Source organism: Streptomyces sp. NPDC006602 (assembly GCF_042870385.1).
GTDB lineage: Bacteria > Actinomycetota > Actinomycetes > Streptomycetales > Streptomycetaceae > Streptomyces.
Map to the genome: position 1 here is coordinate 42,788 of NZ_JBIAHG010000031.1, position 26,393 is coordinate 69,180.

At 67.7% G+C, this 26,393-nt stretch carries 22 protein-coding genes and 3 pseudogenes; 14 read left to right on the forward strand and 11 right to left on the reverse strand.

The window, feature by feature from the left end:
- Positions 1-90: 90 nt before the first annotated feature.
- On the forward strand, positions 91-522 hold the full coding sequence (locus tag ACFYO2_RS40345; RefSeq protein ID WP_388359865.1) for a VOC family protein: 432 nt from the start codon (positions 91-93) through the stop codon (positions 520-522).
- Between the two features lie 58 nt (positions 523-580).
- Here the strand turns inward: ACFYO2_RS40345 and ACFYO2_RS40350 are convergent, their stop codons facing one another.
- Entirely contained in the window at positions 581-943 is a 363-nt protein-coding gene (locus tag ACFYO2_RS40350) for an IS5 family transposase (protein ID WP_388359867.1), read from the reverse strand.
- A gap of 213 nt (positions 944-1,156) precedes the next feature.
- On the opposite strand from ACFYO2_RS40350, the gene ACFYO2_RS40355 reads away from it, so the two are divergent.
- Positions 1,157-2,116 (forward strand): GlxA family transcriptional regulator, encoded by a 960-nt coding sequence (locus ACFYO2_RS40355; protein WP_388359870.1) that lies wholly within the window; start codon positions 1,157-1,159, stop codon positions 2,114-2,116.
- A gap of 257 nt (positions 2,117-2,373) precedes the next feature.
- Here the strand turns inward: ACFYO2_RS40355 and ACFYO2_RS40360 are convergent, their stop codons facing one another.
- The 3 genes from ACFYO2_RS40360 to ACFYO2_RS40370 all read right to left on the reverse strand — a co-directional run bounded on the left by ACFYO2_RS40360 (position 2,374) and on the right by ACFYO2_RS40370 (position 5,853).
- A complete protein-coding gene (locus tag ACFYO2_RS40360) occupies positions 2,374-4,062 on the reverse strand; it encodes a helix-turn-helix domain-containing protein (protein ID WP_388359872.1) in 1,689 nt (562 codons plus the stop codon).
- Between the two features lie 131 nt (positions 4,063-4,193).
- Positions 4,194-4,658, reverse strand: coding sequence for a hypothetical protein (locus tag ACFYO2_RS40365; protein ID WP_388359874.1), 465 nt, complete (start codon positions 4,656-4,658; stop codon positions 4,194-4,196).
- A 13-nt stretch (positions 4,659-4,671) separates the two neighbouring features.
- Positions 4,672-5,853 carry an FAD-dependent monooxygenase gene (locus tag ACFYO2_RS40370; RefSeq protein WP_388359877.1) on the reverse strand — a complete coding sequence of 394 codons (1,182 nt, stop codon included), beginning with the start codon at positions 5,851-5,853 and terminating at the stop codon, positions 4,672-4,674.
- 236 nt (positions 5,854-6,089) lie between these two features.
- Between ACFYO2_RS40370 and ACFYO2_RS40375 the strand changes: the two genes are divergently transcribed.
- From ACFYO2_RS40375 to ACFYO2_RS40395, 5 genes and pseudogenes are all read left to right on the forward strand, one after another.
- Positions 6,090-6,395, forward strand: a complete 306-nt coding sequence (locus ACFYO2_RS40375) for a hypothetical protein (RefSeq protein ID WP_388359880.1) — start codon at positions 6,090-6,092, stop codon at positions 6,393-6,395.
- 197 nt (positions 6,396-6,592) lie between these two features.
- Complete coding sequence (locus ACFYO2_RS40380) at positions 6,593-8,365, forward strand: CocE/NonD family hydrolase (RefSeq protein WP_388359883.1); 1,773 nt, start codon at positions 6,593-6,595, stop codon at positions 8,363-8,365.
- 14 nt (positions 8,366-8,379) lie between these two features.
- Positions 8,380-9,411 (forward strand): NADPH:quinone reductase, encoded by a 1,032-nt coding sequence (locus ACFYO2_RS40385; protein ID WP_388359886.1) that lies wholly within the window; start codon positions 8,380-8,382, stop codon positions 9,409-9,411.
- A 281-nt stretch (positions 9,412-9,692) separates the two neighbouring features.
- Positions 9,693-10,649, forward strand: a complete 957-nt coding sequence (locus ACFYO2_RS40390; protein WP_388359889.1) for an alpha/beta hydrolase — start codon at positions 9,693-9,695, stop codon at positions 10,647-10,649.
- 243 nt (positions 10,650-10,892) lie between these two features.
- Positions 10,893-11,744: pseudogene (locus ACFYO2_RS40395) on the forward strand (IS200/IS605 family accessory protein TnpB-related protein); the annotation flags it as partial.
- A 10-nt stretch (positions 11,745-11,754) separates the two neighbouring features.
- On the opposite strand, the gene ACFYO2_RS40400 reads toward ACFYO2_RS40395, so the two are convergent.
- The 4 genes from ACFYO2_RS40400 to ACFYO2_RS40415 form a co-directional block, all read right to left on the reverse strand.
- Positions 11,755-12,663, reverse strand: coding sequence for a 5-dehydro-4-deoxyglucarate dehydratase (locus ACFYO2_RS40400; RefSeq protein WP_388359892.1), 909 nt, complete (start codon positions 12,661-12,663; stop codon positions 11,755-11,757).
- Positions 12,664-12,673: 10 nt separating this feature from the next.
- A complete protein-coding gene (locus ACFYO2_RS40405; RefSeq protein ID WP_388359950.1) occupies positions 12,674-13,696 on the reverse strand; it encodes a 2-hydroxyacid dehydrogenase in 1,023 nt (340 codons plus the stop codon).
- Positions 13,697-13,712: 16 nt separating this feature from the next.
- Entirely contained in the window at positions 13,713-13,907 is a 195-nt protein-coding gene (locus tag ACFYO2_RS40410; protein WP_388359894.1) for a hypothetical protein, read from the reverse strand.
- 147 nt (positions 13,908-14,054) lie between these two features.
- On the reverse strand, positions 14,055-14,189 hold the full coding sequence (locus ACFYO2_RS40415; protein ID WP_388359897.1) for a hypothetical protein: 135 nt from the start codon (positions 14,187-14,189) through the stop codon (positions 14,055-14,057).
- 258 nt (positions 14,190-14,447) lie between these two features.
- Here ACFYO2_RS40415 and ACFYO2_RS40420 point away from each other — a divergent pair, with 258 nt between their 5' ends.
- The 6 genes and pseudogenes from ACFYO2_RS40420 to ACFYO2_RS40445 form a co-directional block, all read left to right on the forward strand.
- On the forward strand, positions 14,448-16,040 hold the full coding sequence (locus ACFYO2_RS40420; RefSeq protein WP_388359899.1) for an ABC transporter substrate-binding protein: 1,593 nt from the start codon (positions 14,448-14,450) through the stop codon (positions 16,038-16,040).
- A gap of 1 nt (position 16,041) precedes the next feature.
- Positions 16,042-16,971, forward strand: a complete 930-nt coding sequence (locus tag ACFYO2_RS40425; RefSeq protein WP_388359902.1) for an ABC transporter permease — start codon at positions 16,042-16,044, stop codon at positions 16,969-16,971.
- Between the two features lie 14 nt (positions 16,972-16,985).
- Positions 16,986-17,945, forward strand: coding sequence for an ABC transporter permease (locus tag ACFYO2_RS40430; RefSeq protein WP_388359905.1), 960 nt, complete (start codon positions 16,986-16,988; stop codon positions 17,943-17,945).
- Positions 17,942-18,955, forward strand: a complete 1,014-nt coding sequence (locus ACFYO2_RS40435) for an ABC transporter ATP-binding protein (RefSeq protein WP_388359908.1) — start codon at positions 17,942-17,944, stop codon at positions 18,953-18,955. Before ACFYO2_RS40430 ends, ACFYO2_RS40435 begins: the two co-directional genes overlap by 4 nt.
- Complete coding sequence (locus tag ACFYO2_RS40440; protein ID WP_388359911.1) at positions 18,948-20,000, forward strand: ABC transporter ATP-binding protein; 1,053 nt, start codon at positions 18,948-18,950, stop codon at positions 19,998-20,000. The genes ACFYO2_RS40435 and ACFYO2_RS40440 overlap by 8 nt, the downstream gene beginning before the upstream one ends.
- Before the next feature lie 580 nt (positions 20,001-20,580).
- A pseudogene (locus ACFYO2_RS40445) lies at positions 20,581-21,555 on the forward strand (sigma-70 family RNA polymerase sigma factor); the annotation flags it as partial.
- 24 nt (positions 21,556-21,579) lie between these two features.
- Here the strand turns inward: ACFYO2_RS40445 and ACFYO2_RS40450 are convergent.
- Positions 21,580-22,008 (reverse strand): SgcJ/EcaC family oxidoreductase, encoded by a 429-nt coding sequence (locus ACFYO2_RS40450; RefSeq protein ID WP_388359914.1) that lies wholly within the window; start codon positions 22,006-22,008, stop codon positions 21,580-21,582.
- 648 nt (positions 22,009-22,656) lie between these two features.
- Between ACFYO2_RS40450 and ACFYO2_RS40455 the strand changes: the two genes are divergently transcribed.
- Positions 22,657-24,897, forward strand: a complete 2,241-nt coding sequence (locus ACFYO2_RS40455) for a PAS domain S-box protein (protein WP_388359917.1) — start codon at positions 22,657-22,659, stop codon at positions 24,895-24,897.
- 194 nt (positions 24,898-25,091) lie between these two features.
- On the opposite strand, the pseudogene ACFYO2_RS40460 reads toward ACFYO2_RS40455, so the two are convergent.
- Both ACFYO2_RS40460 and ACFYO2_RS40465 read right to left on the reverse strand, forming a co-directional pair.
- A pseudogene (locus tag ACFYO2_RS40460) lies at positions 25,092-25,379 on the reverse strand (MFS transporter); the annotation flags it as partial.
- Positions 25,380-25,427: 48 nt separating this feature from the next.
- Positions 25,428-26,315, reverse strand: a complete 888-nt coding sequence (locus ACFYO2_RS40465; RefSeq protein WP_388359919.1) for a helix-turn-helix domain-containing protein — start codon at positions 26,313-26,315, stop codon at positions 25,428-25,430.
- Positions 26,316-26,393: the final 78 nt, after the last annotated feature.

Below are 26,393 nucleotides of genomic sequence, written 5' to 3' on the forward strand. Positions count from 1 at the left end.
ACCCTTTGAAGAGCAACTCTGGCGTGCATTGGTGACCATGTCCTTCAGTGGCGTGCACTGCGGCACGGTCCAAACGGTCTGGAGTCAGACATGAAGCCGAATCGCTCCATCCCAGCGTCGACGGTTATCCCTGTCCTGATCTATCCCGACGTGCGCGCAGCGGTCGCCTGGCTTGGCGCAGCCTTCGGATTTGTCGAGCGGGTGCGGATCGGAGAGGACCACCGTGCACAGCTCAGATTCGGCGACGGTGCCGTGATCGTCGGGGATGTGCGCCATGATCGTCGTCCCCCGCGCCCCGGCGAGGTCACTCATTCGGTGATGGTGCGCGTGGAGAACGTTCGCGCCCACTGCGAGCAGGCTCGGGAGCACGGTGCGCGAATCATCATGGAACCGACCGACTTCGAGTATGGCGAACGGCAGTACGCAGCCGAGGACTTTGCAGGCCACCAGTGGACGTTCTCGGAGACGCTCGCGGATGTTGCCCCGGAGGAATGGGGCGGCACGTCCGTGACGCCCGATTGACGTTCCCTTTCGTCGGCGCTGCGCGGCGATGGATGGCGTTCGAGTTGGTTACAGCCACTCATTTATGGCCGCGACCAGCACCGTTGCTTGGTAGCGGACGCTGGTGGGCCCGGCAGACGGTGGAGTCTACGTTGATGTCCCAGGTGATCAGGTCCTTGGCGTCGGCCTGGGCCTGCAGCTCAGTAAAGATCCGGCGCCAGGTGCCGTTGCGCTGCCAGCGGCGGAACAGGTCGTACACCCGGCCCCAAGGTCCATACCGCTCTGGGACATCCCGCCACGGCGTCCCGGTCCGGGTTCGCCACCGTATGCCGTCGACCAGCTGCCGTCGGGTCCATATCGGCGGCCGGCCCGGCTTCTTGCCCTTCGGCAACAGCGGCTCCAGCACCGCCCACTGGGTATCTGTCAGATCTCCACGTGCCACAAGACAAGATCACCTCTCGCTCAAGATCCACTTTCGATACACGCCCTAGCAGCCGCGGCGGACACTGTCGCGGCGCACCCGGCCTTTCCGGACTCGGTGAGGACGTGGAGGCCTTGACCTGGGGCGCACAAGGTGGGCGCGTGATGCGTCCAGCGTGTTGCCGTCACCATCCGATACCATGGCATGAATTCCAATTTTCGACGGGATCACGCCATGGCACCCCTTCACCGAGTCGTCGTCCTGGCCGTAGACGGGGTATACCCCTTCGAACTGGGTATTCCCAGCCGGGTCTTCGTGGCGGCCGACGGCCGCTACGAGGTCCTCACCTGCAGCGTCGACGGCCGCCCGGTACGCACCAACTCCGACTTCTCGATCACCGTCGAGCACGGCCCGGAGGCGCTGCGCACCGCCGACACCGTCGTCATCCCGCCCTTCACCGCCACCGACGTCACGGCGGAACTGACGCAACCCGTGGCCCAGGCGCTCGCGTCCGTGGCTCCAGGCACCCGCCTCGTATCGATCTGCACCGGCGCCTTCGTCCTCGCCGCCGCCGGGCTCCTCGACGGTCGGAGGGCCACCACCCACTGGATGGTCGCGGACCTCTTCCGCGCACGCTTCCCACACGTCGCACTCGATCCGGACGTTCTGTTCATCGACGACGGAGACGTGCTGACCTCGGCCGGTGCCGCCTCCGGGCTCGACGTCTGCCTGCACATCATCCGCAAGGACCACGGCAGTGAAGTCGCCAACCAGGTGGCCCGCATGTGCATCGTCCCCCCATGGCGCGACGGAGGGCAGGCACAGTACATCCAGCACCCGGTGCCCGAGGCCACGACCAGCGGAACGGCCACCACCCGCCAGTGGGCCCTGGAGAACCTCCACCAGCCCATGACCCTGACCGACCTCGCCGAGCACGCCCACATGAGCCTGCGCACCTTCGCCCGCCGCTTCACCGAAGAGGTGGGCATGAGCCCGGGACGCTGGCTGATCCAGCAGCGCGTCGACCGGGCACGACACCTCCTGGAAACCACCGACCTGCCGGTGGACGAGATCGCCGGCCAAGTCGGCTTCGCCGGCGGCACGTCGCTCCGAGAACACCTGAATGCCGTCATCGGCGTCTCACCGCTCGCCTACCGGCGCACCTTCCGCGGCGCCCTGTCCCCCACGCACTGAGCGCCACCGCACACACCGCTCTGCGGTCGTGGCGATGAACCGCGCACCGCACGGGGGCAATGACTTCGCCACACAGCACGCGCCCGTCCGTGCCGCAGGGCGCCCGTCAGTCCTGCCGTCACGCCGCTTGAACCGACAACGCACTCATTCCTCGCCACAGAACGGACTGCCGAGCATAATTCCATCCTCCGTGCGCCGAGCGAAGGGCTACGCACGACAAACCTGCGAGCGCAAAGCGCTCAGCGGTGAGGGACGGACTAGTCGGTTGCCGAGGGAGCCGATGCTGTCCGGATGTCGTCAGCTGCCAAGGCCGCACTGAACTGCAAAACGTCTGAAGGACTCGCGAAAGAGAGTCCCGTCAGCTTCTCGATGCGCCGAAGCCGCTGGGAGATCGTGTTCTTGTGAACGAAGAGCTCTTGAGCGGACACATCGGCGCGGCAATCATTGGCCAAGTAGGTTCTCAGGGTGAGGATCAGGTCTGTCGAGCGCTCGAGATCGCTCTGGCGCAGTGCACCCAGCACGCGATCACTGAAGTTCGCGACGGCCCTGTGGTCCTCCAGCTGGAGCAACAAGCCCACGACCCCCAGGTCCTCGACGGTGCGGACCAGGGGAGCCTGGGAGCCACCGAGTTCAAGCGCGCCTCGTGCCAACCGGAACGCCCTGGCCAGGTCTTCTGAACCGCCGGCCGGGGCCACTACTGCGTGTACCTGAGAGCCGATCGCGCCGTGCGTCAGGGTGGCAGCTATGTCCTGTGCGCCTTCGTTGATCGGCCAGAGAGCGACCCAATAGTCGCCGAGCCGGCCGCACACAAGGCGGGGCCGTCGGCTTGAAATGGATCGCATCCGGCGTCCGAGCGGCGAGTTGTCGACTTTCGCGGCACTGCCTTCGCTTTGATCCTTCATTACGACTACCTGAACCTCATCGACGAGCAGGTTTGCTCGTAGTGCGCGTTGCCTGGCCGCAGCGCGCCGCTCAGGGTCGCCAGAACAAAGATCCCCGATCAGATCGTCTCTGAATCGGGCTTCGGCTTCGGCCGCGGTCCGGTCGCGCAGAAGTAGGAGCGCGCAGACGGTCGCCGCGTGCTCCAGTGCGCGAGCTGCCATGTCGGGGTCGAGGGTCGCGCCGAAAGCTTCGATTCGTGCAGCTACTTCCCCGTGCAGGAGAACCACTGCCGAGTTCGAGTCCTCCGGCGTCAGGTCTTCGATCGAGTCGGAGCCCGCCTGTGCCAGCACGAAACCCGAGTCGTCGACGATCTTCAGGAGTCGAGCGCCCACCATCTGCGCGGACTCATTTGCAAGGTGGGCGAGATCAGAGTTGGTGAGCGCCACGTCGGTAAGGCGACGATGCAACTCCTGAGATCGCTCATCCCGCGCCTGTCGGTCGCGTAGTTCCTTGTTGAGATCCTCGAGCTGGTTCATTCGGCCGGTCTCTGCCTGGCGGAGCCGCGTGATTTCGAGAGCCGCGCTCGCAAAATCCGTCAGGGCCTCGACCAGGTGGCGCAGCTGGGGATCCGGGTCGATGACCTCTCTGTTGTAACAGTTGAAGGTTCCGACAATCTGGTCGCCCGCTCGCAGCGGCACAGCCAGCAGCGTCCTATAACCCTGGGCTCTCGCTGGACCGGACCACTGGGTGAAGTCAGCGTGCTGCGTGATGTCAGATACCCAAACGGAAACGCCGGACGTATAGGCCCTGCTGGAGGGCGACTCTCTCGCGGTACTACCGAGCGTCAACGGGTTCCGGGAGTTGATCTGTTCGACGTAGAAGGTATCCAAGCCCGCCCAAGCACGGATGAGCAGCTGAGTTCTCGACTTGTCGGGGAGAAGAACTGCGCAGAAGTCGAAGCCGGTGAGCTGGCGCCCAACCGCGACCAGTCTCTGGTGCAAGTCTTCGGACGAACTCCCTGCCCCGGCCTGACGGGCCAGCAACTCAAGCGCTGCGATCCACACAGCGGTTGACGTCACTTCGTGAGGCCTTGGCTTGCTCAAGAGATGCCCTCCAACCTGACGACTCGCATGTGATTGTCGCCCGTGATCCCGACTCAAGGGTATGACAGGAGCCGTCCTGGAGGGTGTGCTGATCAGGGCTCGATCGGCAGGGGTGAGTTCACGCTGTCGAGATGTTCGACGGTCGTGAATACGAGATCGGCTTCACCCACGTTTTCAATGTCATGGAGCAAAAACTCGCCGCGCGCGAATCCGAAATGACGCGTTTCGCCTGCTTCATACTCCACTGCGCGAGTCGTTCCGTCGTGCGTGTGCTGAATGCTGCGGCCAGGCATGATAGCTGTCCAGAAGTAATCGAGCACGTGACGATGAGCGTGCCATCGTTCACCAGGCGCCAGCCGAATCTCCCAAACCCGGACACGGGGGTCTTCGCTGAGCAGACGCGAACCCACATGTCCGTCCTGCGCGTGAACGCGGAACTCTTCGACCAGCTCATCAGTCCAGCCGGCAAAGTCGCTGCCGATCAGTTCGCCTGCTAGAGGCAGATCAAGGCTGCTCGCGATGGGCGCGTTTCGATTGGCCCGGGACCTCTCACTCATGATGCTTCCTCCGTTAGATGCGGGGCCCGTAGAGACCGAACCGGAGTTCGGGATCCTCTGGGCGCCAAGAGTTGGTGAACTGTGCACGCTCGCCCATGGCCTGGACGCGCGACTCGAGCTGAGCGCTCAGGGCGAGTTGAACCGGCTCCCAGACGTGAAGGGCTTGGTCCAGGTCGCGGGCCGTCTTTTCGATTGCCGTGGCCAGATTCCACGCGTCGGCAGCGGCCTTGGCGGTGCCGGCCGCCGCGTGCGGGCGAGCGGCGCATGCGGCGTCACCGAGTATCGCGACCCGGCCTCGGACCATCTGTGCAGCGCGAATGTCACTGACGACCTGGACGTAGGGAGCGTCGCAGCGCAAAACAACCTCGGCCACTGCGGGCGGTAGGTCGCGAGCTGCGTCAGTCTGCATCCGTTCGACCTCGATGTGCGGAACCTGGTCTGGATGCAATGACAGAACCCCGTCGGATGCGCCCCCGACGAACTGATCGAGTTGGCGTCCCGCCGGAACGTTGCGATACCAGACGAAGTTCATAAGCTTTTCGGTTCTGCCGTCTTTGATCGGGCCGGGCACGGGATACATCACGATGTGTGAGTCCGGCATAACCGCATAGGTCACGGAGTCCTCAAGAACCGCACGCGTTTCGCTGCTCAGCAGACGCTCTGGCACGAGACCGCGCCACCCGATGTAGCCGGAGTACCGGATGGGTGTGTTCGGTGAGACGTACTGTCGGCCCACCGAGTTCACCCCGTCGGCGAATACCACGAGGTCGCCGGTTGCAAAACTGCCATTGTCGAACTCGACGGTCGCGGTCGACGCGTCCTGAGCGACCGCCACGGCGCGGTGTCCGCGCCTATAACGTTCGGCCCCGAAGTCCCGGAGCAGCGCCGAGTGGAGGGTCGCCCACGAGCTGTAGGACCACTGCGCGTACTCGCGGTGGGCTACGTGATTGTCGAGGCCCAGGTACTGGACGTGATTTGTCGAGGTAGTGAGGCTCTCCAGCGCCTGCGTACTGCGTTCAGTGAACCAGCGGATCGTGTCCGGCTGCAGCACGATGCCGCCGCCGCGGGCGTCGTCACGGGTCGATCGCTCGAAGACGTCGACGTCCCAGCCGAGGTCGCGCAGCAGCAGCGCAGTCGTGAGACCGCCGATCGATCCTCCGACGACGACGACCCGACGGGACTGGGGCTCGCGCATGCGCCGACCTCCTCAGTTGCGGGAGACATCGGCGCACGTGCTCGATGCCTCGGGCATTCAGCCTCGGAGGGCGGCGTGAGGGACGCCAGTGTTCGAGGACACATTGCACGTGACTCATAGTGTGAGTGAGCACATGCCGCCGGGTCGTTCCACCTCGGCATCCTGGTCTGACCTTGATGCGGCGTCCGCCACATCAAGCGGATGTCTTCAAGGACCCGTTCAGAAGGTCAGGGAAGATGAGCAGACTCACGAGCTCAACGCCTACCACTCACCTGGCAACCGACTCGCTGGGTATCAGCGGACTGATGTTCATGGTGATCGCAGTCACCGCACCGCTGACTGCCGTGGCATCAAACCTCACTCTCGGTGTCGCCTTCGGCGGTGGAACTGGCACGGTCGGCGTGATGGTAGTGGCGACGATTGTTCTCGCCGTCTTCACGGTCGGCTGTGTCGCAGTCAGCCGCGAAGTTGTCAACTCGGCGGCCTACTACGGCTCGACCGCCACGGCATCGGCCGCCGGGCCGGCGCCTCCGCGGCGATGATCGCGACTGTGCTTCACAACCTGGCTGCCGCCGCGATGGCGGTACTCGTGGGTTCGTTCGCGCCTCTTGTTCGCCCTCTACCTCGACACCAAGATCGAGTCGACGGCTGAATTCGTCCAGTCCGCAACCGGTGCCCACCAACTGGAGCCGTCGATGTGGGCGAGTTCTCAGTGGCAGGCGCAAGACTGGAGGCTGAAGTGGACACGCATGAAGAAGTGGCGAAGATGATGCTTATCGAACGAGACGTGCCGATCGAGATGGACGATGGCATCGTTCTGCGAGCTGACGTCTTCCGTCCGAATGACGGCTTGGCACATCCAGCGCTCATGACCTACGGGCCCTACGGGAAAGGTCTGGCGTTCGCCGACGGCTACCCAACGGCATGGAACAAGATGTCTGAGGAACATCCGGACACGGTGGCTGGGTCGACCAACGTCCACCAGTGCTGGGAGGTGGCGGACCCAGAGAAGTGGGTTCCCCATGGCTACGTCATCGTTCGCGTGGACTCTCGTGGTGCCGGCCGCTCGCCAGGCTTTCTGGATCCCTTTTCCGCGCAAGAGACCGAAGACTTTCGGGAATGCATCGAATGGGCGGGCCGGCAGGCGTGGAGCAACGGCAAGGTCGGCCTGAACGGAATCTCGTATTACGGGATGAACCAGTGGCGGGTGGCCGCACTGAAGCCGGGGCCTCTCGCAGCGATCTGCGTATGGGAGGGCGCCTCCGACTTCTACAGAGAGGGTGCACGCCATGGCGGCATTATGAGCATGATGCTGCTGAACTGGTACGAGATGCAGGTGCTGTCGGTCCAGCACGGCAGAGGGGAGGCGGGACCGCGGAGCGCTGCAACCGGTGAACTGGTCTGCGGCGATCAAACGCTGGGTGAATCCGAACTCGCTGCGAACCGGGCTGACCTGCCAAAGTTTCACCGCGACAACGAATTCATCGACGCGTACCGTGAGCGCCAGGCTGATCTGTCCCAGGTTGATGTGCCACTGTTGTCCGCTGGCAACTGGGGCGGGCAGGGACTGCACCTTCGCGGCAACATCGAAGGTTTCTGTAGGGCATCGTCGACGCAGAAATGGCTTGAGATCCATGACGGTGAACATTGGGTGGAGTTCTACACCGACTATGGCGTAGACCTCCAGCGCCGGTTCTTCGATCACTTCCTCAAGGGCGAAGACAACCGCTGGGATGAACAGCCCCGCATTCAAATGAAGGTTCGGCACGTCGATGGAACGACGGAAGTGCGACACGAAGACGCATGGCCACTTCCGGGGACTACCTGGACCGATCTGCAACTGGATATCGATCGAATGCATCCTGGTGCCGCCACTGAATCGGTCGTTTCCTTTGACGCCAACGGCCAGGGCATTTCCTGGACCACCGAACCGATGGAGGAAACCACCGAGATCACGGGACCGGTTGCCTGCCGGCTCTTCGTATCCACTACCTCTACGGACGCGGACATCTTCGCAGTGCTGCGCGCCTTTGACCCAGCTGGGAATGAGCACGTGTTTCAAGGTGCTATCGATCCCTTCAGCGCAGTGACGAAGGGGTGGCTGCGAATGTCACACCGGGAGATCGATGAGCGTCTCAGTACGCCATACCGGCCGGTCCATTCGCATGAGCGGGCATCCGAGGTCATTCCCTACGAGATCTACCAACTTGATGTCGAACTGTGGCCCACCAGCGTGGTCCTACCACCGGGCTGGCGCCTCAGCTTTACCCTGCGGGGCTCCGACTGGGTTTACGACTCGGCGCCGGAGACTCGACTTTCGAACTTCAAGAATGCCATGCAGGGTTCGGGACCGTTCCTGCACAACGATCCGTCGGATCGTCCAGCGTCCGTGTTCAGCGGACGCACTTCGATTCATCTGGGGGGCCAGCACAAATCGTTTCTACGTCTCCCGATAGTCCCGGCGACAAGGGCTTGGACCGTACCGTCAGTCAGTTCGACCTCTGAAGGTTGACGAGAAAAGGAGTGATGAAGATCAGAGCCGCAGGTTACGCAACCACAGGAGGTCGCGACGTACTCCGCATTGTCGACCTCCCCATACGCGATCCGGGCGCAGGTGAGGTTCGGGTGAGGATCCGCTACTCAGGCGTCAACCCGACCGACTGGAAGACCCGCATCGGCGGCATCCACATGCCGATCCCCGACGGGCAGGTTCAGGTTCCGCACCTCGACGGCTCCGGGATCGTGGACGCCGTCGGCCCGGGGGTCGATGACCTCGTGCCGGGGGACAGGGTGTGGTTGTGGCTCGTCGCCTTCAAGCGCTTGGAGGGGACCGCGCAGGAGTACGCCACGGTTCCGGCCCGACTGGTCCGCCCACTGCCCGACACGGCCTCTCTGGAGTTGGGCGCCAGCCTCGGGGTCCCCTTCATCACCGCTCATCATGCGCTGACACTCCGTGCCGGAGGCCCGACTCAGCTCGGACCGGGGGTGCTCGCAGGGGTCACCGTGCTGGTAGCGGGGGGAGCTGGTGCCGTCGGCAACGCTGCGATCCAGCTGGCAACGTGGGCCGGTGCGAGCGTGATCACGACCGTCAGCAGCGAACCCAAGGCCCGCCTTGCGAAGGCCGCCGGTGCCCGCATGGTGGTGAACTACCGCACGCAGGACGCCACCGCCGAGATACGGCGACTCGTGCCAGACGGGGTGGACATCGTCGTTGAGGTCTCGCCGTCCACCAACGTCGGCCTGGACCTCGCGGTCCTCGCGCCGCACGGGCTGGTTGTCGTCTACGCCAACAACGGCGGCGACGACGTCACCATGCCGGTCCGATCCCAGATGACCCAGAGCGTCACCTGGCAATTCGTGCTGCTGTACAAGATGACCGACGCCGTTCTCGACAACGCCGTCGCATCCATCGACAGGGCCCTGGCAGCCGGAGTGATCGGCGTGGGTGAAGACAGAGGGTTGGCCATTCACCACTATCAGCTGGAGCGAATCGCGGATGCCCACAGGGCAGTGGAGTCCGGAATCATCGGCAAAGTTCTCCTTGACCTGTCCGCATGACGCCCCTATCCGAACCGGACTCCCCCCAACGCATCGGTGCGACGAAGTGCGCAGACACACCCACACCCGGAGGCCTCCACCCAGCTATCCACGACATGCGTAGCCGGTCACACAACGTGCCTCGGCATCACAACTAGTCGTCGAGGCCGCGAAGTTTCGAGGCAGGAACGTCCGGGTCCCCTCCCCGGCGAGGCGTCGTTCTCGCCCACCAACACGTCGACAGCGCACTCGACGCTGCCGAGTCGATTGAAGTATGACTGTAATACCGGAGGTATGAACAAATGAGTCTGAAGAACCAGGATGTGGCTGCGGCCACGTCGGTGAAGGAAGACATCGAGTTTCGCGCCGACAACGGGGTCATTTTGCGTGGCTGGGTGATGACTCCGGCCTCCGAGGGTCCGCATCCCACCATCGTGATGACCCCTGGATTCTCTTCGTCGATCACCCGCCTCGAAAATGTCGCTGACGCCTTCGTCGCTCGGGGGTTCGGAGTCCTGCTGTACGACCAGCGGACCTGCGGCAGCAGCGACGGGGAGCCGCGCCAGGATGTCGATCCTGTCGCACAGGACCGGGACATGCAGATGGCCCTGTCCTTCGTGGAGCAGCATCCAGCGCTCGACAGCGACCGCATCGGCCTGTGGGGATCAAGCTACAGCGGGGCAATGGTGCTCGTCGTGGCCGCCATTGACCGCCGGGTGAAAGCTGTCGTCAGCCAGGTGCCCTTCATCTCTGGTTACGATCAATTCGTACTGGGAAACGGCGAAGGCGCGCTGACCGCGATCAACGACAACATGAACGCGGACAGGCAAGGAAGGCTCAAGGGTGAAGAGCCTGGCCGTATCCAGCTGGTGCGGATGCCGACCGATCCGGCGGACCAAGTCGTCCTCTTCGAGGACCAGGCGGACTACGAGTACCTTGTGGGTGGCCCCCAAGGCCCCGCCGAAGGATGGATCAACAGCGTGACCATCCGATCGACTGGACGGGCGCTGGCATACGACGTGCGTCCGTTTATGCGCCGCATCAGCCCGACGCCTCTGATGATGATCGTCGCCGGCGACGACCGGACCACTCCACCTTCGCTCGCTCTGGAAGCCTACGATGCGGCGCTTGAGCCCAAGGAGCTCCTGATGATCTCCGGGGGACACTACGGGGTGTACTGGCCTCACCTTTCCCGGGATCTTGTCACCGACGCCGCAGCCCGTTGGTTCGAGACCCATCTGGGCAAGACCACGCATTGAGTGGCGGTGGGTCGGGAACTGCTGCCGGTTTACTGAGCATGCGCGCCTTCTGGTGAGCGTGAGTGAGTGCCGGGGCTGGATGCGGTTGTTCCGCTTTACGTCAGGGCGACTGCGGCCTGGGCTGTGCTGTGGTCCTTCGCACTCGGCAGGGGAACGGGAGTTCTCGGGTCGAATGGGTGACCTTTGTGGATGCTGCTCGTTGACTGCCGTGACGGGGATCTTCGGCCGGACGGGGGTGAACGGGTGGGCGGGCTGCGGGAGTTGGCGGCGTCGTTCGTGGTGCCCGGTCCGGCCGGGGTGGCGGTGCGGGACCGGCTGCGGGTGTCGGAGGCGGACGCGGCCGTACTGGCCGAGGTCGGGGTGTTCCTGGGTTCGCTGGCCGCGGGTGATCTCGCCGTACGTTCCCGGCAGGGGCTGGCGCATGATGCGGCCTCGTGGGCGGTGCGCAAGCGCGCGCTGACGGGGAGGTCGTCGGCGCGCTGGGCGGGCAGTATCACCAAGGCCACCCACGACCAGTGGGCGCTGGCCCGCCGCGGCCAGGCCGCCCACCTCACCTGGCTGCGCGGGCAGATCGCCTCCATCGAGGCGCGGCTGGCCCGGCCGCTGGGTGCCAAGGCCGACAGGCGCAAGGGGCTGGTTCGCGGGTATGCCTCGCGGGGTGAGTGGCATGCCAAGTCCCGCCGCCTGCAGACCTTGAAGGACCGGCTGGTGGTGGTGGAGGCGGACCGGGTGGCGGGCCGGGTGCGGGTGGTGCGCGGCGGCAGGCGCCTCGCGAACACCCGCCACCACCTTGAGGCGGCCGGACTGGATACAGCGGCGTGGCGGCAGCGGTGGCGGGCGGAGCGGATGTTCCTGGCCGCCGACGGGGAGTCGGGTAAGCGGTTCGGCAACGAGACGATCCGCGTCACCGACACCGGCCGGCTCTCGGTCAAGCTCCCGGCCCCGCTGGCCCACCTGGCCAACGCCCCGCACGGCCGCTACCTCCTCGACGCGGTCGTACGGTTCCAGCACCGGGGCGCGGAGTGGCGTGACCGGGTCACCGCCAACCGGGCGGTGGCCTACCGCATCCACCACGACACCGGGCGCGGCCGCTGGTAGCGGCCGGTCAGTCGAGTACTGCACGTCCCTCGGCAATGATGGCCGCGAGTTCCTCTACCTCCGCTTCGGTGAGGGGCGTCAGCGGCGGACGGACCGGCCCGGCCTTGACACCGGAGAGGGTCACGCCCGCCTTCACCAGCGACACGGCGTATCCCGGCACCCGCCGGCGCAGTCGGACCAGGGGGTGGAAGAAGGTCCGCTGCAGCGCGTCGATCCGTGCTTGGTCGGCCTCCTCGATCGCGCGGTGGAAGGCGAGGGAGATGTCCGGCGCGAAGGCGAAGGCGGCCGAGGAGTACAGCTCGACGCCCAGTGCCCGGTAGGCCAGTTGGCTCGCCTCGGCCGTGGGCATGCCGTTGAAGAACTGGAAGCTCTTGCCGGACGCGCTCAGCGTGTCACGTACGGCGGGGACGATCCGCGCGACGAGGTCGAGGTCGCCGGTGCCGTCCTTCAGACCCGTCACGGTCGGCAGCTGGGCCACCTCCGACGCCGAAGCCTCGTCGAAGCGGGCGTTCGCCCGGCTGTAGACGATCATTGGCAGGTCCGTCTCCTGGCCGACCGCACGGGCGTAGGCGACGAGCCCCGCGGCGGGTGACTCGACGAGGTAGGGCGGCATGAGCAGGAGGCCGTCCGCGCCGGCCTGGGCTGCGGCACGGGCGAACTGCCGGGCCAGGCCCAGCGCGCCCCCGGCTCCGGCGTACACCGGGACCCGTCCCGCCGCCGCGTCGACGGCGGTACGCACGACCGCGGCGTACTCCTCGCGGTCCAGGGCGTGGAACTCGCCGGTGCCGCAGGCGATGAACACGGCGCCCGGTCCGGCGTCGACCCCCGCCGTGACGTGCTGGTGCAGGGCATCGAGGTCGACGTCACCGGTGGTGGTGAAGGGGGTGACGGGGAAGAAGAGAACGCCTTCGAGCACGAGTGGATTCCTAACGGGTCTCAGAGATGGCGGGGGTGGCTGTGGAACGGCCGTCGTCCACGGCTTGGTGATCACCGGCGTGCACTACGTTGACGAGCGGATCTCCGCGTCGCAGGCGTCCGATGTTGTCGGAGATCTCCGCCGCACGCGCGGCGAAGGTGTCGGTGGTGTGACCCGAGTGGTGCGGAGTCATGAGTACGTTGGGCAGCTCGTGGAAGGGCAGCCCGCTCGGTGCCTGGGGCGGGCCGCACCACCACACGTCCAGCGCGGCGCCGCCGATGGTGCCGGAGCGCAGTGCCTCGTACAGTGCCTCCTCCTGCACCACCGGCCCCCGCGCCACGTTGACCAGCAGTGACTCGGGCCCCAGGGCCGCCAGTTCGGGCGGACCGATCAGTCCGCGGGTGGCGGGGCTCAGTGGGACCGTGACCACCACGACGTCGGACTCGGTGAGGAGTTCGAGCAGCCGGTCCATCCCGCCGACCCAGTCGGGCCGCAGGTCGGCCGGGAACGGGGCGGAGGGGTCGCGCCGCACGGCGCGCACCCGCAGACCGACCGCCTGACACAGCCGGGCGACCTCGGTGCCGGTCTCGCCGAACCCGATGATCCCCACACGTCGGTCTTGCAGCGTCGTCCCGAAGGGGAGGCCGGGATCCAGGGCCACGTTGCGCCATCGCCCCTCGCGCAGGGCGCGGTCGGCGCCCAGCACGTCGCGGGAGAGCATGAGGACGGACATGAGCACGTACTCGGCGATGGAGCGGCCGTGGTGGTGGGTGGTGGTCACCGTGACTCCGGGGCCGAGCGCGGCCAGCGGGATGCCGTCGTAGCCGGCGCCGACGACGTGGACGAGCCGTAGCCGCGCGGCCCGTCGGGCGTCCTCGGCCCGCAGTGTCGAGCCGACGTAGACCTCGATGTCCGGGAGAGCCTCGGAGATGCGCGCCGCGTCCCAGCCGCAGGCGTCGAGCCAGTCGTGGCTGCCTTCCGTACGCGCCTTGAGCGGCTCGTGGAACCGGCTCAGGATGCGGTGATTGAGCATGATGCGCACGAGGAGGTCACCACCGGGGGGTCTTGAGCGAGAAGGACGGGTCGAAGCGGCGCATGTATCCCGTGTCGTCGCGGTCGCGCAGTCCACGATGGTGCGCAGCGCTCAGGGCTCGTGCACGCCGACCGAGTTGAGCAGGGGCAGGTCGCGGAACGTCCACGGGTGTCACGGCTACGTCGACGATGCGCTCGGAGATGCCCGCCATGCCACCGTCCTCATACATAATCAGCGTTCGCATATATAGACATCAGTTGTACGCACGGGTGAGCGGTGGTGTCAATGGGCAGACCCGCTCGACGACGAGGGAGCGGCGGCGTCGGCCGGGCGCCGCCGCCGACGCGCATGCCCCGGTTCAGAAGGCGGCGGACCGGTACGGGGTGAGCAGGACACCCTCGGTCATGAAACTTCGCACGTTGCGCAGCGCCGGGTCGCCCATCGCCGCACGCGTCTGACGCCTGGCGCTGGCGATGTGCGGGAGCAGGGCCACCCGGTCTGACTTCAGGGCCGGATCTCGCGGAGGCCCGTGGTGGGCCGGTGCATCGGCGCCGTTCGGGCCAGGACGCACCGGAAGGGTCACGTCCGAATGTCCCATCCTTCGGGTGTCTTGACGCTGCCACGCCACCGGTTTAGCTTCGGCGTTCACAGATGCAGACCGAGTGCGCAAGTGTGGACAGCTGGTGGTGGCTGGTCCCAGGCCCCGAGTTCGGAACGTGACACATCAGCACTTCCCCGGAGATACGCGACGATGAAGTCCTCCGTTTCATCCCCCCAGCGCGCCGCGGCGCCGCGGCCCCGCACGACGAGCGCGATGCTGCTGGCGGGCGTCCTGCTCACGTCCAGCGGGTGCGCCGTGGCCAACAGCGCGGGTGGCGACACCGGCCGCGCCGACGGCCGCACCTTACGGGTGGTGCTCACCCAGGAACCGCCGACCCTGGAGCCCTGTGAGGCGTCACTGACCGGCACGGGCGTCGTCGTCCGGTCCAACATCACCGAACCCCTGGTCGAGCGAGATCCCACGTCCGGTGAACTGAACCCCCTGCTGGCGACCGGCTGGAAGCAGATCGCGCCCCGCACCTGGACTTTCGACATCCGCTCCGGGGTGACCTTTCAGGACGGCGCCCCCTTCGCCGCCCAGGACGCCGCCTTCTCCATCGGCCGGGCCGTCAACTCCGACCTTGCCTGCAACGTGGAGGGCTACGTCTTCGGCGACGAGGACCTCGAGGTGAAGGCGGTGAACGACGACCGCCTGACCGTGACCACCGCGAAACCGGATCCCATCCTGCCGCTGCGCCTGAGCTTCGTGGAGATCGTGCCCCGCACGACCGACACCAAGGCCAAGGTCCGTGTCCCGATCGGCACCGGCCCCTTCGCCGTCCGTTCCTGGCAGCCGGGAGCGGCGATCTCCCTCGACCGCTTCGACGACTACTGGGGCAAGGCCCCCGACTTCGCACGGGCCCGCTATGTGTGGCGCAGCGACGCCAGTGTCCGCGCCGCCATGATCGACAAGGGCGAGGCGGAGATCGCCGTCGCGCTGGATCCGATGGAGGCGGAGAAGGACACGACGGTCGCCTACCCCAACAACGAGACGACCGCCCTGCGGCTGGACGGCCGCGAGGCACCGCTCGACGACATCCGGGTGCGCCGGGCGATCGACCTGGCGGTGGACCGTGAAGGCATCATCGACGCCCTCCTCGGCGGTCTCGCCGAGCCGGCCGGCCAGCTGGTGCCGCCCGGAGTGGTGGGGCACAGCGACGAGATCGAACCGCCCCGGCAGAACGTCGCCGAGGCCCGCGCCCTGGTGCGGGAGGCGACCGCGGACGGAGTGCCGACCGACCGGCAGATCACCCTGGTGGCCCGCAACGGCATGTTCTCCGGGGTGTCGGAGACGGCGGAGGCCCTCCAGTACCAGATGCAGGAGATCGGACTGAACGTACGGGTCCGGATGGCCGACACCGCCACCCAGCTCCAGTACCAGCTCCGCCCGCTGCCCCAGAATGTCGGTCCCATCGCCCTGCTGATCATGCACGGCAACCAGGCCGGTGACGCGGCCTTCACCACCAGCCAGTACCTGCTGAGCGACGGTCCTCAGTCCACGTTCGGCACCAAGGCTCTCGACCGGCGTATCGCCGCGGCGGGCGCGCTGTCCGGCGAGAAACGTCAGGAAGCCTTCGCCGGCCTGCTCACCGAGCAGAACGAGTCCGTCGTCCAGTACGCCCATATCGCCCACATGAACGGACTGCTCGGCCTGTCACGGTCGATCCGGTACGAACCGAATTCCGCCACCGGAGACGAAATGCGGCTGGCCGAGGTCCACTCGGCCAAGGGGGCGAAGCACTGACGTGATCCCTTTCCTGCGCAAGCGCGTACTCTCCAGTGCCGTCCCCCTGGTCTGCGTCGTCCTGGGCGTGTTCTTCCTGGCCCGGATGACCGGCAACCCCGTCGACCTCTATCTCCCCCTGAGCGCCACTCCCGAGCAGCGAGCGGAGTTCTCCGCCGCCCAGGGCTTCGACCTGTCGATCCCGGCGCAGTTGTGGAACTACCTCGTCGATGCCGCACAGTTGGACTTCGGCACCTCGCTGCGCACCGGGCAGTCGGCGGGCTCGATGGTGATCGACGCGTTCCCCGTCACCCTTCAGCTCGCCGGTGTGACCATGCTGCTGGCGATCACCGGAGCCGTGCTGGTCGGCAGCCTCGCCGCCTACCGGCCCAACTCCGTGATCGACAGGATCGCCAGCCTGCTGTCGATGACGGCCGCCAGCATCCCCGACTTCTGGTTCGCCATCATGGGCGTACTGGTCTTCGGCGTGAGCCTGGGGTGGTTGCCGACCTCGGGCACGCTCGGCGGCCCCGAGATATGGGTCCTGCCCATCGCCACGCTGCTGATCCGCCCCTTCGGCGTACTGGTCCAGGTGGTGCGCGGCAGCATGGTCAGCGCGTTGTCCGCGCCCTACGTCAAGATCGCCCGGAGCAAGGGCGCCACGCCCCGGCGCGTGGTCTTCGGGCACGCCCTGCGCAACGCCGCGACACCGGTCCTGACTGTCGCGGGCGACCTGACGGTGGGCCTGGTCAACGGCGCGGTGATCGTCGAGACGATCTTCGGCTGGCCCGGCATCGGCAAACTCATGATCGACTCCATCCTCCAGCGCGACTTCGCGGTCCTGCAGGCAGCCGTGCTGCTGACCGCCGTGACGATCTTCGCGCTGAACATCCTCGTCGACGTCTGCCATGCGCTGACCGACCCCCGAGTGCGACAGGCGGTGCCGGCGTGAGCGAAGCAGGCAGCATGACCCGAGAAGAGACCGACGTCTCGGAGGGAGCCTTGCCCGCCCGCGACCGGCGGCCGAGTCTGTGGCTGATGCTGGGCCGGGACCGGGCCGCGGCCGTCGGGGCCGTCATCCTCACCGTGGTCGTCCTCGTGGCCGTCTTCGGCCGGCTGTTCATCGGCGACCGCGCGCAACGCCAGGACCTGGACGCCTCCCTGCGTCCACCGTCCCTGAGCGACGGGGTGTACGGGCTGCTCGGCACCGACGTCCTGGGACGCAGCATGGTGGCCCGGCTGATCGAGGCGGCGGCGACGACGCTGTCCGTGGCCGTCCCGGCGGTGCTGTGCTCGCTGGCGATCGGCTCGGCCCTCGGACTGTGGGCCGGATACCACGGAGGACGCCGCGAGAGCGTGGCGATGCGGCTCGCCGACGTGATCCTCAGCTTCCCCTCGCTGCTGATCGCGGTGGTCGTCCTGTACGTCTTCTCGCCCAGCGCGCTCAACCTCGTACTGATCCTGGCCGTGACCCGTATACCGGTGTACCTGCGCACCGCGCGGGCCGAGGCGGCGGAACTGCGCAGCCGGCTGTTCGTCGACGCGGCCCGGACCTTCGGCACACCCAGCCAGGTGATCATCTACCGGCACCTCCTGCCGATCGCTCTGCCGACCCTCCTCACCGTCGCCACCCTCGACTTCTGCTTCGTGATGCTCACCGAGTCGTCACTGAGCTTCCTGGGCATCGGAATCCAGCCCCCGGACGTCAGTTGGGGCCTGATGGTCGCCCAGGGAAGGCAGTACCTCCAGACCGCGTGGTGGATCACCGTGCTGCCGGGACTCGCCATCGTGCTCACCACCGTGTCCGCGACGGTGCTCGCCGCCTGGGCCCGCATCGCCACCGACCCCGCCCAGCGCTGGCGCCTGAGGCTGCCCAAGAAGCGCCGGGCCGTCTCGGCCGCCGTTCCTCCGGAGATGATCCCGTGACGAGCAACACCGTTTCCGCCGCGACCACCACGGACACCCCCGCCCTGGATGTCGAGGGACTGTGCGTGGACCTGAGCACGCCCTCCGGGACGGTACGCGCCGTCGACGGCGTCAGCTTCAGCGTCCGCCGCGGCCGCACCCTGGCCCTGCTGGGCGAGTCCGGCTGCGGCAAGTCGATGACCGCACTGTCCGTGGTCGGTCTGCTGGACCCCGCGGCGGCGGTCACCGGCGGCGCCGTCCGGGTCAGGGGCGACGACACCCTCCGCATGAGCCCCGCGGAACGCCGCAAGCTGGCCGGCCCGGTCCTGTCCATCGTCTTCCAGGACGCCCTCACCGCCCTCAACCCCGTGCAGCCGGTGGGCAGGCAGATCGGCGAACCCTTCCGCATCCACCAGGGACTCTCCCGGCGCCAGGCCCAGGAGAAGGCGATCGAGCTGATGACGCGGGTGGGCATCCCCGAGCCGAGGCAACGAGCCCGCTCCTATCCCCACCAGTTCTCCGGCGGCATGCGGCAGCGGCTGCTCATCGCGATGGCCGTCGCCCTCGCCCCCGACGTGCTCATCGCCGACGAACCCACCACCGCCCTAGACGTGACCGTGCAGGCGCAGATCATGCGGCTGCTGCGGGACCTCCAGGACGAGCGGGACATGGCACTCGTCCTGATCACCCACGATCTGGCCGTGGTCGCACAGCGCGCCGACGACGTGGTCGTGATGTACGCCGGCACGGTCGTGGAGAACGGACCGGTGCACGACGTCTTCTCCGCACCCCGCCACCCCTACACCCGGGGACTGCTCGACTCGGTGCCCGAGGGCAGCGAGCGCGGACGCCCGTTGCCCGCCGTTCCCGGCAGCCCGCCCGAGCTGAGCGCGGTGCCGCCCGGCTGCGTCTTCCAGGCCCGTTGCCCGCTGGTGCGCGAGCGCTGTGTCCAGGAGCGGCCCTCCCTGCGTCCGTCGGGCGACGGTCGCTTCGCCGCCTGTCACTTCTCCGAGGAGCTCGACCGTGTCTGAGTCCCGCGCCACCACCGCTGCCCCCGGGCCACGAGCGGACGGTACCCAGGAGAGCCCGCCGCTGCTCGAGGTACGAGGGGTCACGAAGACCTTCGGCAGCGGCCGTCGCCGGATGACCGCCCTGGACGGGGTGGACCTACGGATCGGCCGGGGCCAGACCCTCGGGCTCGTCGGCGAATCGGGCTGCGGCAAGTCCACCCTGGCCCGGGTGCTGCTCGGGCTGGAGCGTCCGGACTCCGGCACCGTGCGGTTCGACGGAACCGACCCCTTCGCTCTGCGCGGCAAGGAGCTGCTGGCCTGGCGCCGACGGGTGCAGATGGTCTTCCAGGATCCCTTCGCCTCGCTCAACGCGCGCATGTCCGCCGCCGATCTGATCGGCGAACCCTGGCGCACCCACCGAGACGTCGTACCGGGCGCGAAGGCCCGCGAGAAGCGGATCCGCGAACTGCTCGCCCTGGTCGGACTGCGGGAGAGCGACGCCCACCGCTACCCCAACGAGTTCTCCGGCGGCCAGCGCCAGCGCATCGGCATCGCCCGTGCGCTCGCCCTGGACCCCGATCTCATCGTCTGCGACGAACCCGTCTCCGCCCTCGACCTGTCGGTCCAGGCGCAGGTCCTGAACGTACTCTCCGACCTGCGCACACGCCTCGGCGTCACCTACCTGTTCATCTCCCACGACCTGTCCGTGGTCCGCTACATCTCCGACCAAGTCACCGTGATGTATCTGGGCAAGGTCATCGAACACGGGGACACGGAGGACGTCTTCGAACAGCCCCGACACCCCTATACGGCCGCGCTGATGTCGGCCGCCCCCGTCCTTGACACCGGCCACGACACCCACCGTCAGGAGATCCAGCTCGAAGGAGAGATTCCCTCTCCCTTCGACATCCCCTCCGGGTGCCGTTTCCGCACCCGGTGCTGGCGTGCCGAGGACCGGTGCGCGACCCAAGCACCTCCGGTCGTCGTGCGGGAGAGGGCGGACGGTGCCGAACCCCACACGGCCCTATGTCACTTCCCGCTGGAGGATGCGTCCCCGGGGGCCTGACCGGCCCGCAGTTCGTCTCTTGGTCACCGTGGGGGCCGGCGTGCTGCTCCAGGTCTCCATCGACTTCGGCCTGACATGATCGCCGCCCGACGAGCGCGAATTCGCCACCAAGGGCGCCCTCGCCAAAGCCATCGTGCTGCGCGCACCGGCCTCACCGCTGCCCATCGCCCGGGTGAACCGGTCGCGCCGGCGCCGACGACGCCAACGGCCTGCGCATCGACCATCTCATCGCTCTGGCCCCGCCGGAGGAAGAGATCAGTGGCTGCCGGAGGGTGGCGCGCATCATGCAGTGGTCGGGGCGCCTCAGGTGTGCGGCAGGTGCATGCAGGGCCCGGACCGCTGGGGTGGGGGGTGGGGCGGATCGGGCGTCGCCCAAGCACTGGGCAGCAGATGCCCGTAGATGTCGATCGTGGCTGATCACTATGGCCGACGGCTACCGCGAGTCCGCGGAGTCTTGGGCCGACCTGCTGCGGATGCCGTCCGGCGCATGTTTGACTTCCTCCCCCTCGTTCACGAGGGGAACGGACGACCGGCGGAGTAGGGAGCCAAGGTCGGCTCAGTCAGGTCCACCGAGAGGGGTGCCAGGTTGGCAGGTGCGACGACGCAGGAGTTCGGCCGGCGGATCGACCCCTACCGGTCGGAACTCCTCGCTCACTGCTACCGGATGCTCGGCTCCGTGCACGATGCCGAGGACCTGGTCCAGGAGACCTATCTGCGGGCCTGGCGCGCGCGGGAGCAGTACGACGAGGGCAAGGCCTCGGTCCGGACCTGGCTGTACCGGATCGCGACGAACGCCTGCCTGACCGCGCTGGACGGCCGCAGCCGCCGACCGCTGCCATCCGGCCTGGTCGAACCGAGCGATCCAGCCCGGCCGCTGGTGTTCGGCGTGGACATCACCTGGCTGCAACCGTTCCCGGACGCGCGGATCTCGCATGCCGATCCCGCGGCGACGCTGGTCGCCCGGGGCAGCCTGCGGCTCGCCTTCGTCGCCGCGATGCAGGTGCTCTCGGCCCGCCAGCGTGCGGCGCTGATCCTGCGTGAGGTGCTCGACTTCTCGGCCGCCGAGACCGCGCAGATCCTCGACACCACGACGGCAGCCGTGAACAGCGCGCTGCAGCGGGCCCGCGCCCGGCTCAGCGAGGCCGGGGTGTCCGAGGCGCGGATCGAGGAGCCCCCCGAGGCGGAGCGGCGTGCGATGGTCGACCGGTACGTGGAGGCGTTCCTGAAGGCCGATGTGGCCGCGATCAAGCAACTGCTGACCGACGACGTGCTGATGGAGATGCCGCCCATGGTCAACTGGTTCGTCGGCCGGGAGGCCTACGGCCAGTTCATGGAGTGGGTCTTCGCCAAGGGCGGCACCGACTGGCGGTTGCTGCCCGTGTCGGCGAACGGGCAGCCGGCGGTTGCTGCCTACGTGCGCGGGGCGAGTGGAGCGTACGAGGTGCACACGCTGCAGGTGTTCACAGTCACTGTGAAGGGGATCAGTCGTAACTCGGTGTTCCAGGACGCCGAGGTGTTTGCTGCGTTCGGGTTGGCGCCCCAGCTTCAGAACTGAGGGGCGCCAACCCGAAGACGCTGATCAGCCCGCGTTGGCCGGGCTGTTGTGGTACGCGGCGACCAGCCAACCGCGGGCGCGCCGTTCGAGCACCCAGGTCGCGTTGGCGATGCGGTTGGTGGGCACCTCGCTCTCGCCGGGGAAGAGGATGCCGGTCTCGCTGACCACGACGGCGGCGTCCGGGCCGAGGAAGCGGAGCTGGTCGATCCGGTTGGTGGTCGTCGAGCCCTTCAGGTAGCTGGCGAAGCCGTCGGCCATGGTCTGGCGGATCTCCTCCCGGCTGCCGCGGTAGCTGCCGGGCAGGATCGCGCTGGCGTCCTCGGTGTACGCCGCGACGAAGGCGTCGGCGTCGCCGGCGTCCCACGCCTGGTAGACGCCCGCCAGCACGGTGTGGATGGCGGCCTCGTCGGCCTCTCGGGACTCGTTGATGGTCATGGCCTGGTCGGTGGTCATGGTCTGCTCCTCGTCGGTCTGCGTTCGCGGGGCCTTTCGACGGGCCCACGAGTACATACCGAGCCAACTGCCGGAACTCATCGCACCCGGAAGTGGATTTGAGGCGAGCCGCGCCGCTGCGGCATCGGCAGGTCCGTCCATCAGTTGCCGCCCGGCCCTCGAAGCGGCGCAGCTACAGCTCGACCGCTGACCAGGTCGGCCTTATTTCCAGAGACGCACGCCTTGCTCCCCGGCGCATGCATCGCGCAAAGCGATCCCTGCAATCCGGCCCAGGCATTGATGCCCCGGAGGCCCGCGAGGAGGCGTACCCCGTCCGGGCGGTGGACGGGTCGTCCTCAGTCCAGGTGGGCCCCGCCGACTTCGCTGGTTCGTGTACGCGCCGCCAGTTTTGCTCACTGGACTCGCGGTTGCCTCGCCCTTTCTCTCCAGGTAGGGACGGCACTCGGTCGCATGCGGGCAGGTGTGGCCGACGCCCGGCCAGTAGGTGGCAGACGAGGGTGGATGTGGCCGGGATGCGCTGGGATTACCCGATTCACCATAAACACTCAGCCAGTTGGGGCCGATATGGGCGATACGACGACGTCACCGTCAGCCGACGGGGCAGGAACTGGCGTGCGGCCGCACTGTCAACCCGACGCCCAGAGTGGTGTGAGCGGGCCCGAGCCGGTTGAGGGCCGGTTCCGGGGGCTGCTGGAGGCGGCTCCCGACGCCATGGTGATCGTGGATGGCACCGGGACCATCAGACTCGTCAACGCGCAGACCGAGACCCTGTTCGGCTACCGGCGGCAGGAACTTTTCGGCCGCCCGGTGGAGATGCTGATCCCCGACCGCTTCCGCCCCCAACACGCCGCCCACCGCGACGGGTACACCGCCACCCGGCAGGTGCGGCCGATGGGTGCAGGGCTGGAGTTGCACGGGCTGCGCAAGGACGGCACCGAGTTCCCCGTCGAGATCAGCCTCAGCCCTTTGGAGACCGCCGACGGCCTGCTCGTCTCCGCCGCCGTACGGGACGTCAGCGAGCGCAAGGCCGCCGAGGAGCGGTTCCGGGGGCTGCTGGAGGCGGCTCCGGACGCGATGGTGATCGTCGACGATGCCGGAGCCATCAAACTGGTCAACGCCCAGACCGAGGCCCTCTTCGGCTACCGGCGGGACGAACTGTTCGACCGTCCCGTCGAGGTGCTCATCCCGCACCGCTTCCACGCTCACCACACCTGGCACCGTGACGGCTATGCCACCACCCGGCAGGTGCGGCCGATGGGCGCAGGACTGCAGTTGCACGGGCTGCGCAAGGACGGCACCGAGTTCCCCGTCGAGATCAGCCTCAGCCCTTTGGAGACCGCCGACGGCCTGCTCGTCTCCGCAGCCGTACGCGACGTCAGCGAGCGCAAGGCCGCCGAGGCTCGTATCAACGAACTCGCCGCCCTCGTCGAGTCCTCCCAGGACGCGATCCTCGCCAAGACCCTCGATGGCCGCATCACCTACTGGAACGCAGCGGCCCAGCGGCTGTACGGCTACACATCCGAGGAGGCCATCGGGCAGCACGTGTCCATGATGGCGCCGCCGGAGCGCAAGGACGAGATCATCCTGCTGCTCGAACGGCTGTGGCAGGGTGAGAAGATCGAGCACTTCGAAACGCTCTGTCTCACCAGCACCGGCACCATGCTCGACGTCGACGTCACCCTGTGGCCCACGCGTGGCTCCGACGGCACGGTCATCGGCGCCTGCGCCATCGTGCGCGACATCAGCGACCGCAAACGTGCCGAGGCCGAGCTCACCGCCCTGTACCAACAGCAGAAGCACATCGCCCTTACCCTGCAACGCAGCCTCATGGGTACCCCGCCCGCCATCCCTGGCCTGGCCGCCGCCAGCCGCTACCGGCCCGCCACGCAGGGCGCCGGCGTGGGTGGCGACTGGTTCGACCTCATTCCGCTCGGCGCCGACCGGGTCGGCGTCCTCATCGGCGACGTCATGGGCCGCGGCCTTGAAGCGGCCTCCGTCATGGGCCAGTTGCGCTCCGCTGCGCATGCCCTGGCCAAGACTGGCATGCAGCCCCGCCAGCTCATGCAGGCCCTGGACGCGGTCGTGGCTGACCTCGACGTTCCCGACCAGCTTGTGACCTGCTGTTACCTCGTTATCGCACCGGACGCCGGATCCGTGACCCTCTGCTCCGCCGGCCACCTGCCGATCCTCGTCGCCAGCCCCGGCGACGGGGCCCACAGACTTCCCGCGCCCGTCAACGCACCCCTCGGCGTCGGCGACATTCTCTACCAGCAGTCCATCGCCGCGATCCCGCCCGGCGCCACCCTCGTGCTGTACACCGACGGCCTGGTCGAAACCCCCGGCAGCGACATCGAGAACCAGATCGACAAGCTCAACACTGCCCTCGATGATGCCTTCAGGCGCACTCGCGACCTCGAAGACGCCGCCGATCACGTACTCGCCACTCTGCTGCCCGACGCGGAGGGCCACGACGACGACGTCACCCTGCTCCTGGCCCGGCTCCCAGCCGCCCCGCTCAACACCGCCCGGGTGGAACTGTTGGCCACGGCCTCCGCGGTGTCCGCAGGCCGCTCCTTTGTCGTCGACACCATCACCGACTGGAACTGCGCCCACAAAATCGACGACACCAGACTCCTGGTCTCCGAGGTCCTCACCAACGCCGTTCAGCACGCTGAAGGCCCACTCGTGCTCCACGTGCGCCAAACAGCCACCCACCTCACCGTCGAGATCAGCGACCTCAGCCCTCACCTGCCCCTGCCGCGGCCGGCCGCTGAGGACGACGAGTCCGGACGGGGCCTCATCCTCGTCGACGCCCTCGCCGACGGCTGGGGGGTCCGCCCCGACGAGCGAGGGAAGACCACCTGGTTCACGCTCCGGCTGCGAGCGTAGCGGGACGCCGAACCGCGGGAACGTCCGCTGTATGTCCCGGGCGGCTCGACGGCGGCCGCCTCCCCCCTGGCGGAGTATGGGGCGCTGGGTGGCCTAGTGGTCGCGGCGCCACTTCTTGTACGCGGCTACGGCCGTAGGCAGGGTGGGGAAGATCCGCTCGGTGCCGACGGTGTCCGCGAGGGTTGGAGCGGAGTTCAGGCGGATGCCGTCTGGGCCGGGTTCCAGGCCCGCCGCCGGGCCACCAGCAGTCCGAGCGCGACCGCCGCGGTTGCCAGCCCCAGCGTTCCCACGGCGCCGGCCAGAGTGCCGAGGGCCGACTCCACGGCGAGCAGCACCAGTGGGCACACGAAACAGCCACCGAAGTAGGCCGACAGCCACAGCCCCGTGCCACGGCCACGGTCCTCGTACTCCAGCCGGGACATGGCATTGGTGAGGAGCGCCGGCAACAACATCCCCGTACCGAGGCAGTTGAAGTCGCTCCCTTCGTTCGGTGCCGGGGAACTATAGCCCGCGCGGCTCACCGGAGTGAGTCAGCCCTCGCGGCGCAGTGCGGCCGGCGTCGTACCGAGGTGGGAGCGGATCACTCGGGTCAGGTGTTCCTGGTGGGAGAAGCCGCAGGCGGCCGCCACCTGGGCGATAGGCATGGATCCGGCACGCAGGAGGCGGGCGGCCCGCTCCACACGCAGCCGCACAAGGTACCGGTGCGGAGGGCACCCCGTGCGAGCCCTGAAACGCCGGGCGAACTGGCTGACACCGAGCCCCGCGGCCGAGGCGAGGTCCTCCAGCGACAGCGGCTCGGAAAGCCGGGCGTCCATGAGTTCTCGAACGGCCGTGAACTGCCGGCCGGTCAGCCCCACTTGCCACCGCGCCGGCTCGGCGACGCGCTGCCGCATGCTGTGGCGGCGGGCCAGCTGGGCAGCGGTCATGAGCGCGAGCTGTTCCGCATAGGTGCTCCCGCTGGGCTCCCAGTGCCGTACCACACCATCGAGCGCCAGAACGAGCTGCTCCAGAAGCGGGTCCGTGGTGCCGAACTCCTCCTTCAGCCGCACCGGTCGGCCGTCCTCCGCCGTCTCTGCCGTCGCTTGGAGGGCTGCGTCCGACAGGTAGACGTGCACCGTGTTCAGATAACCGCCGAGTTCCACGTCCAGCTCCGTGTCGGCCGGATGCAGGAACAGACCACCGGGCGGAACCTGCCGTGCGGCCGTCAACCCCCGGCGTCCCCTCCGGACCGTGACGGGGCCGTCCAGATGCAGGATCACCATGTGGCTGCCGGCTCCCTGAAAAGCGTCCCGATACGGCAGTTCCCGTTGCGTCGACAGATACAACTGCTTCCAGCCGAGACCAGTGCTGGTGCGGACGGGACGCACCCCGGGCCGCGTCAGGATGCCGTGGGTGTCACCGAGGCCCATCTCGCTCATGAGGCCCTCCTTCGGGGCACCGTCTTGCTGCCCTCCGGCGCGGGCGGGCAAGCACGGACCGAGCCGTGGCCGACGCCG